The sequence below is a fragment of the Enterococcus raffinosus genome, from assembly GCF_018917525.1.
GTDB classification, from domain to species: Bacteria; Bacillota; Bacilli; order Lactobacillales; family Enterococcaceae; genus Enterococcus_A; species Enterococcus_A raffinosus_A.
The window spans coordinates 50,264-63,022 of the sequence record NZ_JAHLOS010000027.1 but is presented as its reverse complement, the minus strand read 5'-3'; the positions used below and the strand labels follow the sequence as shown (position 1 = coordinate 63,022).

General features: G+C 41.8%; 13 protein-coding genes. All 13 read right to left on the bottom strand.

Features of this window, described 5'->3' with window-relative positions; all coding sequences use genetic code 11:
- Positions 1–121 precede the first annotated feature (121 nt).
- The 13 genes from KQI58_RS15655 to KQI58_RS15595 all read right to left on the bottom strand — a co-directional run bounded on the left by KQI58_RS15655 (position 122) and on the right by KQI58_RS15595 (position 12,666).
- The gene (locus KQI58_RS15655; RefSeq protein ID WP_016179670.1) at positions 122–1,213 is read right to left on the bottom strand and encodes a DgaE family pyridoxal phosphate-dependent ammonia lyase; all 1,092 of its coding nucleotides are present in this window, start codon (positions 1,211–1,213) and stop codon (positions 122–124) included.
- A 19-nt stretch (positions 1,214–1,232) separates the two neighbouring features.
- Complete coding sequence (locus KQI58_RS15650) at positions 1,233–2,084, bottom strand: PTS system mannose/fructose/sorbose family transporter subunit IID (protein WP_016179669.1); 852 nt, start codon at positions 2,082–2,084, stop codon at positions 1,233–1,235.
- Positions 2,084–2,836 carry a PTS mannose/fructose/sorbose/N-acetylgalactosamine transporter subunit IIC gene (locus tag KQI58_RS15645; protein WP_016179668.1) on the bottom strand — a complete coding sequence of 251 codons (753 nt, stop codon included), beginning with the start codon at positions 2,834–2,836 and terminating at the stop codon, positions 2,084–2,086. The genes KQI58_RS15650 and KQI58_RS15645 overlap by 1 nt, the downstream gene beginning before the upstream one ends.
- 16 nt (positions 2,837–2,852) lie before the next feature.
- Positions 2,853–3,347 (bottom strand): PTS system mannose/fructose/N-acetylgalactosamine-transporter subunit IIB, encoded by a 495-nt coding sequence (locus KQI58_RS15640; protein ID WP_016179667.1) that lies wholly within the window; start codon positions 3,345–3,347, stop codon positions 2,853–2,855.
- Between the two features lie 12 nt (positions 3,348–3,359).
- Positions 3,360–3,767, bottom strand: a complete 408-nt coding sequence (locus tag KQI58_RS15635) for a PTS sugar transporter subunit IIA (RefSeq protein ID WP_016179666.1) — start codon at positions 3,765–3,767, stop codon at positions 3,360–3,362.
- A 101-nt stretch (positions 3,768–3,868) separates the two neighbouring features.
- Positions 3,869–6,688 (bottom strand): sigma 54-interacting transcriptional regulator, encoded by a 2,820-nt coding sequence (locus KQI58_RS15630; RefSeq protein WP_216409969.1) that lies wholly within the window; start codon positions 6,686–6,688, stop codon positions 3,869–3,871.
- Positions 6,689–6,795: 107 nt separating this feature from the next.
- Complete coding sequence (locus KQI58_RS15625; protein ID WP_216409968.1) at positions 6,796–7,410, bottom strand: Type 1 glutamine amidotransferase-like domain-containing protein; 615 nt, start codon at positions 7,408–7,410, stop codon at positions 6,796–6,798.
- A gap of 107 nt (positions 7,411–7,517) precedes the next feature.
- A complete protein-coding gene (truA, locus tag KQI58_RS15620; protein ID WP_216409967.1) occupies positions 7,518–8,255 on the bottom strand; it encodes a tRNA pseudouridine(38-40) synthase TruA in 738 nt (245 codons plus the stop codon).
- Positions 8,256–8,378: 123 nt separating this feature from the next.
- Positions 8,379–9,566 carry a MalY/PatB family protein gene (locus KQI58_RS15615; protein WP_216409966.1) on the bottom strand — a complete coding sequence of 396 codons (1,188 nt, stop codon included), beginning with the start codon at positions 9,564–9,566 and terminating at the stop codon, positions 8,379–8,381.
- Positions 9,559–10,626, bottom strand: a complete 1,068-nt coding sequence (locus tag KQI58_RS15610) for a M24 family metallopeptidase (protein WP_216409965.1) — start codon at positions 10,624–10,626, stop codon at positions 9,559–9,561. The genes KQI58_RS15615 and KQI58_RS15610 overlap by 8 nt, the downstream gene beginning before the upstream one ends.
- 15 nt (positions 10,627–10,641) lie before the next feature.
- Positions 10,642–11,967, bottom strand: a complete 1,326-nt coding sequence (locus tag KQI58_RS15605; protein WP_216409964.1) for a PTS sugar transporter subunit IIC — start codon at positions 11,965–11,967, stop codon at positions 10,642–10,644.
- Positions 11,968–11,988: 21 nt separating this feature from the next.
- On the bottom strand, positions 11,989–12,330 hold the full coding sequence (locus KQI58_RS15600) for a PTS sugar transporter subunit IIB (RefSeq protein WP_216409963.1): 342 nt from the start codon (positions 12,328–12,330) through the stop codon (positions 11,989–11,991).
- Positions 12,331–12,360: 30 nt separating this feature from the next.
- Positions 12,361–12,666: a PTS lactose/cellobiose transporter subunit IIA gene (locus tag KQI58_RS15595; RefSeq protein ID WP_216409962.1), complete on the bottom strand. Its 306-nt coding sequence runs from the start codon at positions 12,664–12,666 to the stop codon at positions 12,361–12,363.
- Positions 12,667–12,759 lie beyond the last annotated feature (93 nt).

The window sequence follows — 12,759 nt, the reverse complement described above, 5'->3', positions numbered from 1 at the left end:
CTCTTTGAACTCAGCCTGTGAAAACGCTTCATTAGGCTAGGCTTTTTTGAGTGCACCTTCTTTCAGTTCTTTAGGGTAGAAAACGTGTTACTTTACTCTTGACTTATTACCACTAGACTTTTTATTCCATGATTTCGAGTAAACGCTGAACGATTTTCTCCATCTCCTGCTCGTTGACAGAGCGGATATCAAACTCAATAATGCCATTATTCGCTTGATATTCCCGGGTATAAATCGCTGGATTTTCTTCCTTCAGTTCGGTAATAATCTGTCTAGCTGATTTTTTCTCCAATGCTTTGACACTTGCCCGATAAATGTCTCGTCCTGCACCATCTTGTACGATCTTTGCTTCTAAAGCTGGAATTTGATTCACCGCTGAGATAAACGGAGCCAATCGTTGCTTCATCGCTTTTCCCGATTCACTTCCGTGAGCTAAGTAATCCTCAACTGCTTGGGTAAAACCTAAAACATTGTCTTTCCCGATCTTCATGGATCGACCGATTCCTTTGCTTTGTAACCTCACCCATTCCACATATTGCTGCTTACCGATGATCAAGCCGGCACTAGGGCCTTCGATCGCTTTCGCTCCTGAATAGATCACAAGATCCGCTCCTGCTTGGATATAACTGAAGAGATCTTCTTCAGCCGCTGCATCTATGATCAATGGAAGTCCATGTCTTTGAGCTACTTCAACTGCTTCTTCAACACTCAACATACTTTTTTGAACGGTGTGATGGCTTTTTATATACAAAATCGCCGCTGTTTCTGCCGTCACCATCATTTCCAGATGGTTTGCAGAGCACATATTGGCATAGCCAGCTTCTACAACTTTTCCGCCGCCTTGCTGGATCATGACTTCCACGGGGGTGCCATAATCCACATTGTGGCCTTTTGGAATAATAATCTCTCTTTTCGTGATCTTCGCTGTATAAGGATGATACACGTGATAAAGACTTCCTTCTCCAATTATGGCAGCCACAGATTGGGCGATCCCTGCCGAAGCAGAGGAGACAATTTGCGCATCTTCCGTTTTCAACAGGTCAGCAAGGTACTTCCCCGTTTGAACCATCAAGTCGCTCATCTCAAAGAAATGTTCACCACCAAATCGTTGTGCTTCCAACACCTTTTCCGATACCTTCGATACTCCTAAAATCGTCATTCGCCCAGAAGCATTGATCACTTCTTTTAAACCAAATTTTTCATAGCTAATCATGTTTACACCTTCAATTGTCTTATAATAATCCGAAGAATGAAGCGACGATACTGATCACCACGATCGTACCGATAATAATGCCGTATCTCGGTCCCTTTTTGACCATAAAGAAGTAGATAGCAAATACCGCAGTCAACGGCAACAAGCCTTTCACGATCTGATCAAAAATATCCTGCAAAATAATGGTTGCGCCGCCTGGAACTTTGAATTTCATTGGGCTTGTGATATTTACGTAACTAGCACTTAACGCTCCCATCATCATCATTCCCAAGACGTTCGCCGCATAAATTACCTGCTTGATCTTGCCATCCTTCAATAAGCTTAAAATCGAGTTACGACCTAATGTGTACGATTTATTGATCAACAACCAGCTGATATACATAGTAACTGCGGTATAAATCACAATCGGTCCGATTCCACCAATCGCATTCCCGCTTGATGCCATCGGAATAAAAATCGAGATAATCAACGGCATCACCGCTGCCCAAATAATTGAATCGCCAATCCCTGCCAAAGGTCCCATCAAACCGGTTTTAATTGATGTAATCGCGGTATCGGTGATTGCCGCACCATTGGATTTTTCTTCCTCCATTGCAATCACGATCCCTTGAATAGAAGAACCGATCGTGCCTTCTGTATTGAAAAAGTTTAGGTGGCGTTTCAATGCTTCTCGTTGCGCGTCTTCATCATCGGCATACAATTTCTTGACCGCCGGAATCATTGAGGCACAAAAAACTAAACTTTGCAGCCGTTCGTAAGAGTTGGATAACTCACAACCCAATTGATAAATCCAAAAGGAGCGAGACAATTCCTTTTTGGTAATTTTCTTTTGCTCTAATTGCTGTTCATTTTTTTCTGTCATTTGTTCCATTATGCAGCCGCCTCCTCTTCTAATGCTTTATTCCGAACCAAGAATGCTACGCAAATACCGATAATTGCTACAGCCATGACTTCCGCGCCGAAGTAAACAACCGCGACAAAGCCAATCAAGAAATAAGGGATTAAATGTTTCTTGCCAATCACCATGATGGTCAAGGCAAATCCAAGCGCTGGCAAGATACCACCCATCACTTCGAAACCGTGCATCAACCATTTTGGAATGACATCCAAGATTTGATTGACGATCGATTGACCGAAGAAATTCGCCGCAAATACAAGAGGAAAACGAATAACAAAACCAGCAAGTGCAGGATATAAAAACGCTGCGCGATAAATCCCTGAATAATTTAAATCCTCTGCATATTTGTCCGCCATGTGAACCCATGTTGCATTGATCGTCCGACGAAGCTGATCCATAAATACGCCTAACACACCGAATGGCACTGCCAAAGCAATCGCTGCCTCCGCGTTCATTCCTACTCCTAAAGCAATCGGGATCGCAATCGCCGAAGCTAAAGCCGGATCACTGGGAACATTGCCGCCTGGTGTCGAAGTTACACCCAAATAAACCAACTGAATCCCCGCACCAATCACCATTGCTTCAGATAATTTACCTGTCGCAATCCCTGCAATTAACGCCGCCGAAAGCGGCTGAGACAACATCCCGGAAAAGGTATATCCAAAACGCAATCTCGCAAACCAATAGTACAAACCCATTACAATCGAAATACCTAGAACACCCATCGTTTATACGCCCCTTTTATAATGATTTATATTTTTCAATTAATTTTTGGATCGGCACCGGATTTTCTTCCGGAATCGCTTGGAAATACACATTGATTTCTTTAGCTAACAGCCCTTCTAAAATCGCTACATCCTCTTCGGATAAATTAATATTCTTCACGACATTTTTACGATTAGGTCCACCTCCTAATCCACCCACCTGAACACCTTCTGTGACAATTCCCGCTTCGACCATTTCTTTTAATGTAACTAAATCGGGAACCAGGAATAATATCTTACTACTTTTCGCCGTTGCTTCTTCCCAATAGCTTTTTACCGAATCGGTGCCTTTGATAATCACTTCTACGCCTGGAGGTGCTGCCATTAAATAAATGCTTTGTAAAAACTCATCCTGCTCCAGCTCATCACTGACAACGACGATTTCATTAGCTGCTGATTGCTGCAACCACTTAGTCACCACCTGTCCATGAATCAAGCGGCTATCTACTCTAGCTAACACAATTTTTGACATTTTACTCATCCTTTACTGTTTAATTGGTAATTCCAACAGTTGACAACTATCAACGACCGCCTTGTGAATCTCTTGGGCTATCCCCCGTGTAAAGCCGCCCGTTTCTTGTTTCATTACAGCTTCTAGCAACATCGATGCACACAAGCCTGAAATAGCGACAACTTTATAATCCTTCGACAAACGCAACGCTACATTACTCGGAGTCCCGCCTTTAATATCTGTTAGAATCAATAGATTCTCTTGCCATTCTAATTGCTCAATTTGTGTTTTGACTCGTTCTAAATATTCCGGTAAAGAATCTTCTGCGTTTAACGCCACTTCATGAACATTGCTGATTTCACCAACGATCATCTGAACACTTTTCAACAATTCCAATCCCCAACCATTATGAGTCAAAATTAAAATTGGTTGTTTTACCATACCCTCATTCCTCACTTCCGCTTACATTGTATTCACTTCCCTATAAAGCAATTGCTGTGCCAAAAAAATAACCCTTCAGGAAAAGGGCTATTTCATGTGTTTTACACACTAACTTCAAACAACAATTCATAAATATATTTGACTTCAAGAGGCGGAATGATGACATTGTATGACACTTCGATCGGTCGAAACGCCATTTTGATGACAGATGCCAGTTCTGGCAGCTCCCGATATGACAGTTCATAAGAGGTGTGGTCATATTCCGGATGTTGGATCTGCCGTTCGATCATACAAGCACAATGAATGATGAAACGCAGCAGTCTTTTTTCCTCACTTTTCTTTTTCGTCTGCATACAGATGTCCGAATAAATCTTAGACAATTCGATTGTGATGCTTTTAGGATTTAAAATACTTAATAAATCCGTAATGGCTTCGATCGACAGTCCTTGAATATACTTAGCCGAAACCTTCTTTAATACCGCTTGATTCTCATCTTTGGTTAGATCATAGCCTAACATTTGAAAGACTAACTTGATTCCTTGATCCGACAATAAATTATCCAGCGAAACAAAGGGAATATCTGGAATTTCCGTCTTCACAGTTCCAATGATTCCAACCAGCTTCTCATCTTCATGAACAAAAGAAAGTAAGCGGCTGAGATTCTCCAGCTCTTTTTTCTCAAGTGTAATAATTCGCACATTGGTCAACAATTCCTGCGGAAAGGTATTAAGCAGTAGCTTTTCAATTTTTAATGCTGTACCTAGCCCCGTTAGACAAGAAATTACTAGAACTTTGGAATCCTCAAAATTTCCTTTTCGGCAAATCAGCGCCTTATGATTCTTCTCTTTTAGAACTGGCAATAGGTACTCAAAATTAGTCGATTCATAAATCGCCTCACGAGCGACCTCCAAAAGTGTTAATAGATTGATATTGCTAATCAAAAGTACCTCAATTTGAAATTCTTTACTGACAACATTCCCAAAATAAACTAACGAACCAATATCGACCATTAGGATTAATTTGCTATAACCATTCTCCTGGACGACATGGCGCACCTTATCCAACGTTTCCTCTACCGACTGATTGATCGGCATGTTGACTGAATTCATCAAACTGGTTGAAAAGAGCACATTCGTGTACTCCACCATACTAGAAGCCGTTGCATTTCCATGAGCAACTACCACGATCCCGCATTTTTCATCCAGCTCATAGCGGCGATCCGTGGATTTGGTTTTACGGATGAATAAATCATAAAAAATAATCTCCGTATTGGGCAGTTTTAAAGAAAAATAATCCTCAATATAATGAACAATTTTTTCCGCCAACTGATAATTCTCGATTTTTCCAGAAAAAATATTTTTCGTCAGATCAAAAAAGTCTTCATGTATCTGAGCTGAGTAAAAGACGCTAGAATAGATATGGGCCGCTAAAACATCTTTCAAGTTTTCAGGCAGAAGAACAGCCATTTCTTGTTCGATATATTGAATGATTTGATTGATTTGGCTAAAGAACTGCTCATTAATATCCTGCTCCTCTGAAAATGCTTGATTAAACAGATCCATATCATAAAGCTGATCCAGCTTGTTTTGCATAATCGCAACTGCATCTCTTGAAGAAATATTGACATTCTTAAGATCGGTATATTCCTTTAATAAGAAATTATAAAATCGATCATTCTGCTTATCCTTCACCTGCAGCAACTGATCCACATGATGATAAAAATAATCATGTTTAATGTTGATCCCGCGACTAGGAACGTACTCGTTCAATACGACAATGTTCTTCGTGTCTACAATATTTTCATCTAGCAGACCTAATGGAAGATCAATTTTTAATTCATGGGTTTCATAATCGATGGAATCGAGATACGCCTGAGCACAAATAAATTGGATCTCTGATTTCAGTTCACCAACATTTGCCTTATATTGGGAGAAGACCAAATATTTCAATGTATTATAAGAAATAAAAATATCTTTTTGAATCCCCTGACTTTCCTCCATGAAAAAGGTCAGAATCAATTGGATCTTCTCTTTGATGGAACGTTCAGATAAGCTGGGAATATGCAGACTGACTGGAATTCGACGTAAAAAAGTTTTCAAAAAGGTCTTTTCCAGCTCTTCGGTCGTAGCAAAAATAAATTTGATGGACACATGCCGTTGCTTCTCCGCTTCCCCCATTCGGGTAAAGTACCCTTTATCCAACAAAGTAAAGAGCTTTTCTTGCCCTTCGTTGGTCAAACGATGGACTTCATCTAAAAAGAAAAAGCCTCCATCTGCTAATTCAACCAATCCTTGATGGTCGTTGTCTGCTCCTGTAAAGCTACCTTTTTTATAGCCAAATAAATGAGAAGTTAATAGCTCAGGATTATTGAAATATTCCGCACAGTTAAAATAAATGAACGGTACTTTTGTTTCAGTCTTCGACTCGAAAAACTCATGTAAATGTTCTGCTAATAAGGTCTTTCCAACACCAGATTCCCCTGTCAGCATAATGTTCAAGCCTTTTGGCGGGTATAAAACAGCTGCCTTCAGTTTTTTGATGCTATCTGCTAGACTTCCATCGTAGCCAATGACTTTTGAAAAAGGATTACTTCGAAACTCCTGCTTTAGCTGCTCCTTTTTCTCCATTTCTTGATGAATCTCTCCTTCAAGTTCGGTCAATGAAGCGTATTCATCTTTTCGAGGAGAAAAAGAAAAGGCCTTTTCCAAAATTGAGCGAGCAAAAAATAGCACTGGACGTGATTTCACTTTAATCACCTGATGAGTGCTGGTCAACTTTGATAAGTCCTCACTAACCGCCGTTCGAGCATAATTGCTAGCTGTACAAATATCCTTCACTGTACAGCCATTTAAATTATGGACAGTTATAGGGTGCTGTTGATGAAATTCATACAAGTATTCAAAAATATTATCAATCCTCATAGTTTTCTCCTTCAAAAAGTCGTTAGCTTGTTTTTATCATCTAACGCGCTAGAAAGCAATACGTTTTTTATTGAAGCCTTAAGTCATCCATAAAAACTTTTCATAGATTAACGCTTGCCTAGAATTTCAACCCCTTCATCCCAAACCCAAATCGCCTGATGATCATTGATGATCGCTAATTTTTTCTGTGCCTGATTTTCTTGCACCATCTGCTCGGAAGAGTCCTTAAATTCCCGACTCTGATAATGAGGAACCACGTAGAAATCAACCAAACCCAAGCCAGTGTAATCAGTCAAGTCAGCAGCCTTTTTCGGATCATCCATACTAGAAGAATAACCGATATCTGGACAAGCAACGATCGCACCTGCCGACTCTCCAATATACAGCTTCCCTTTGTTTACCTCCTCAATAATTAGCTGGTCCGCTCCTGTTCGGCGTAATTCCTGAAGCAGGAAAAAGGTATTCCCTCCGGCTACAAAGATGATGTCATTTTTTGCTAACGTTGTTCGAATCTGCTCAAACCTTGCTTGCGAAATTTCTAGTTCCTCTACCTTCATTCCGCTAAGCCGCAAGGCCCATTTGCCGATGCGGATAAAAAAGCCGAGCTTCTCAACTTTGCTGGCCGTTGGAATATAGGTTACGGTCTTGCCCTTCACTTCTTCAACCGATTTCAATAATCCTGAAACGTTTTGAAACAACGAAACTAAGAACAGCTTTCTCATCTACGATCCCTCTTTCCCGTCATATATATTCATTATAGGCGAGAAAGGAAGCGAGCAGCGAAAAAAACTGGCTTCAGACACAAAAGCGTCCAAAACCAGTTTTACAATTAATAATAAACTTCGTCTAAGAAAAGTCCCTGCGCCGGAGCCGTTTCTCCCGCCTCTTGGCGAACTTTCTTTTCTAACACCTCATCGATGATAGTTATCGGCAGTTTTCCAGCACCGATCGCCAAAATCGTTCCCATCAAAATCCGTACCATTTTGTGCAAGAAGCCATTACCGACGAAGGTAAAGTGCAGCATACTGCCTTCACGTTCAATCGTGATTTTCTCTATTGTCCGCGTGGTGGATTTCTTCGTTTTTTTCAATGCCGAAAAACCGATGAAATCATGGGTTCCTAGTAGTTTCTCACAAGCGGCATTCATTTTCTCCATGTCCAGTGTTTGGGGCACGTAAAAACTATGATAGCGTTCGAAAGCGGTTGGGATCGGATCATTCCAAACGTAGTAGCTGTATTGCTTGCCCTTCACGTTATAGCGTGCATGGAAGCGCTCCGGCATTTCTTCAACCTTTTTCACTACGATGTCGCTTGGCAAATACCGATTGAAGAAGGTCAGCATTTCATTACGAGCCATTTCCGAATTCGTTTTGAAATTCGCGACTTGCCCTCTAGCGTGCGCACCCGCATCTGTTCGTCCTGAACCAACAATCTCGATCTTTTCGCCGGTCATTTGCGCGAGCACACTCTCGATCTTTCCTTGAATCGTTTTTTCTGAATCCCCCAAACGCTGCCAGCCTAAATAGCGCTTGCCGTCGTATTCGATCGTTAATTTAATATTTCGCATAGGATCTTGTCCTCCTCTAAAGTTTCACACTGACTCACTGTACCACAGAAGTCGGCGATGCTCTAGTGAAGGAGCACAAAAAGAAGACCAGAGCATCTTAAAAAATGCGCTAGTCTTCGAAAATTAAGCATACGCCATGCTTCGAACATATTCTTTCTTGATCCGCCCTAATGCCTCCAACAACAATTCCCTTGGCATACCGATACTCAAACGAACGAACCCTTCGCCGTCCTGAACAAAATAGCTGCCAACGACCATCGTTAAATTCGCTCGCCGGAAGAATTCCTGCATGTCTGTCTCGTCCTTAAACCACTTGCGAACATCGATCCAAGCCAAGAAGGATGATTCGGCCGACATTACTTTAGCTTCTGGGATTTCCGTAAAGAAATCGTAAACGATTTGCATATTTTCTGCCACATAATCGATCATCTCATCCAGCCACGCTTCACTTTCATTGTAGGCGGCCACAATTGCCGGTACAGCAAAGACATGGGGCGAGGTGATGGAATTTTTTTGTAATTGGTCCAGCAGTGTTTCTCTAATTTGCGGATTCGGGATCACCACATAAGAGGTTTTTAAGCCACCTAGATTAAAGCCTTTGTTCGGTGACAGGCACAAAACACTATGCTGCGCGATCTCAGAATGGGCATTCCAAATCGATGTAAAGGTTTGTCCTTTATAGACGATATCGCGATGGATCTCATCACAAACCAGGAGAACATCGTAACGAATACATAATTCTGCTAAACGAAACAGTTCATCCTTCGTCCAGATGCGACCAGAAGGATTTTGCGGACTGCAAAAAATAAATAGCTTGATCTTATTTTCCTGCATTTGTCGTTCCATATCCGCAAAATCAAGATAATACCGATTGTCGCGATTAATCAGTGAGCTGCAAAAAAGTGTTCGTTGATTATGTTCTACGGCTTCCGCAAAAGGATCGTAGGCAGGCGTATTGATCAGAACCCCGTCACCTATTTCGGTATAAGCCTGCACGATATAATGAAGTGTTGAAACTGTCCCAAAGGTCAGCTTGATCCATTCTTTTTCGATGTATGTCTCATAGCGCCGCTGATTCCAATCAATCACCGCCTGATAAAATTCATCCGGTACATAGGAATAGCTATAGTCGCCGATACTCGCCCGTTTCATGAGGGCCGCTTGGATCGCGGGTGCAACTTCAAAATCAATATCCGCTAAATCCATCGGAATCGCGTCTTCGTCTAAGCCGAATTTCTCCTTTAATACTTCATTGCTCCATTTACGGGCATTGCCTTGTTTGCGGTCGATCACCTTATCCAAATCATACATAGCATTCACCTACGCTCACTAATTCCTTCGTTGTTTGATTCAAGGCGACTCCGACACCGTTTTGGATCACGACATCATCCTCGATCCGCACACCGCCAATCCCCGGCAGATAAATCCCCGGTTCAACGCTCATCACCATATTTTCCTTCAACACCATTTGACTCTTCGGATTCAAGATCGGCACATCGCCGCCCATGCCGATTCCGTGCCCTAATCCATGACTGAAATAGTCGCCATAACCAGCTTCAGTAATGATCTTACGAGCCACCGCGTCGACTTCCTGACCAGTAACGCCTTCACGAATAAAGTCCGAAGCTGCTTGTTGCGCTTCTTTCACTACTTGATAAATCGTTTGTAATTCATTATCAGCCTCGCCTAGCATCACGGTCTGCGTCATATCTGACTGGTAATCATTCAAGACGATTCCAAAATCAATCGTAATAAAATCCCCCTGTTCAAACGCTCGTTTTGTTGGGCGTCCATGTGGCAACGCGCTGCGGGGACCACTGGCAACGATCGGCTCGAAGGCCATCGCTGAAGCACCCTTTTTCAATGAAAGATAATGAATCAACGCTCCTAGTTCATTTTCTGGCATGCCGATTTTGATTTCCGGTACTAATTCAGCAAAAATCTCATCGGTTAAGGCACAGGCATTTCTAATCAGTTGAATTTCTTCCGCTGATTTGATCGCACGGATTTCTTGAAGCTGATGCGACCAAATCTCGACGGCAAATTCTTCCGAAAACGCACGATACTCCTGGATCGACAATCCATTCGGCTCGATCGCTAATTGCTTGATCCCCTGTTGTTGCAGCCAATCAAAAATCTTTGGCAGATAACTGCCCTGCGGGACTTCGAAATTTTCAAAGCCATTTGTTAAGTCTTTTATTTCCTGCCGGTAACGACCATCAAAAAACTGTACCTGTGAAGAAGGCGTGACAACTAGATAGATGCCACTGCCTCCTAACGAGCCAAAATATTTTTTGTTCTCACGGTTTTTGATGATGATTGCGTCCTTCCCCGACTCTTGTAAAAGCTGTTGGATTTTCTCAATTCTCATCTGTAATACTCCAATCTAGAAGTCTAAGTCCAAACCATCCAAAATATCGGTATCGCCTTGGTCGAAGATATTTTTCTGTTCTTTTTTCTTCGCTTCGTCCTTCAACTCATTCCGTTCCATAACCTTGAAGAATGGGACATAGATCGCGACGGCTAGAACCAATTGCAATGCGTTAGCTAGAATAGTTCGCCAATCACCATTTGTTAAAAAGCCCTCTAGGAAAACACCCACATACGGCGGGTCAAAGACTGGCTTGTTCAACCAGCCCCAATGCATAAAGAACATTGGCAACGTTCCAATGATCGCACCGCCAAAGACATGCGGGATAAACATCAAGGGATTCAAAATAATCGGTGCACCAAAGAGAATGGGTTCATTAATCCCGAACAAGGCTGGAAACAGTGAGACTTTTCCGATTTGGCGATAGCGTTTGGATTTCGAAACCAGACAAGCAATGACACAGCCAATCGAGATACCGCAACCCGTAAAGCCGAAGAAGGCACTTGATGCTCCCGCCGTATAGAAATGCGGAATCGGCTGACCTGCTTGAAAAGCCGTAATATTTTCGGCAATAAATGCCACCATGATCGGACGAGTAATCGGACTGAAAACCGATGAATGAATCCCAAAAAAGAAAATCAAACAAATACAGAAATTCAGCGCCAGCACTGACCAAGGATTGTCCATTGAGCCAACCAACGGCGACAAGAAGCGAGTTAAGATCGTCGGTGGAAGTTCTCCAGCCGTTTGCATCAATGCAAAACGTCCGAGGATAAAGGTTCCGCCTACAATCAAAGTAACTGGAATCAGTTCAAAGGATTTGGAAACAAAATCTGGTACCCCTTCTGGCATTCGGATTGTCATGTTGTGCTTCTTACAGAAATTGTATAATTCCACCGTAATCAACGCCACGAACATTGCCGTGAATAACCCTTTGGCACCAAAGTTCGTAATATCCAACAGACCATTTTCATCAAACACAGCAGTCATAAACAAAAAGCCGAATAGCGATAAAGTCACCGCACCAGGAATATATAATTTGTAATGATTCCCCAAATTATAGGAAATCGCCGCACAAGCGTACAATCCGATCAACCCTGTCGATAAGGTAACTGGCAGATTGAAAAGCTCAGCATTAGTCAAAATAAACTGGCTAAAAGAGTTGGACTCCCCCAGCATATTTGGTAATGCTGGCAGAATCGCAAAGAAACTTCCTAAAATAGTAAATGGTGTCATGGCAACCATCCCGGCTTTGATCGCACTTAAGTGTCGTTGATTATCAACTTTATGCGCTAATGGGACGAAGAATCGGTTCATAAAAGCCTCAAATTTTGCGAACATAGTATTCCTCCTCAGATATAATTAAACGACTTGTTTAGCTAGCTGATGTTTCTTATGCGTCACTAACGCAAGCTTCATTACGGTTGCGCCATCCATTTGTCCATAAACATCTTTATCAATCACGGCATAAGGAATGTCTCGCGGTTCAAGAATTGATTTGATAAAGTCGATTTTATGAGTGATTTGCGGGCCAACTAAAACAATATCCCAGCCATCAATTTGACTTTCGATAGAATCCGCCGGAATCGCGGTAAAATCAAAGTCCGCATCGTTCAACTTGGCACTCTGTTGCACTACCTTCCGCATATTTTGCATCAACATATTTGTCGAGAAGCCTCCGGCACAGCATAGTAAAATTTTCATGTTCTTTACCCCTTTATCTTTATTTTTTTATTATTGCAATACTGAAATAAGTGTTTCGATCAAATCACGAGCCAATTGACTGGTCATGTAATGATCTTGTGCGTGAACCATCAATAATCCAACATTCGAAGATTCCACCTCTTCATTCAACTCACGAGAAATTAGCTCCGTTTGAATATTATGGGCTTCTAAATCAAGGCTGCGGGATTCTTCGATCAGTCCCTTAGCCAAGTCATAATCTTTGGTTTTGACACATTTCAGCGCCTCAAAGGCTTTAGCTTTGCTTTCGCCAGCGATTGAGATCAATTGGACGATTTCTTGTTCTTCTTTTGTCATGTTGTTCTATCTCCTTGTTCATATTAATGTAATAATTTTTTTCAAAAATTAGGTTTAGTTTCTCGCCGTATACCATTCAACTAAACCTTTTGT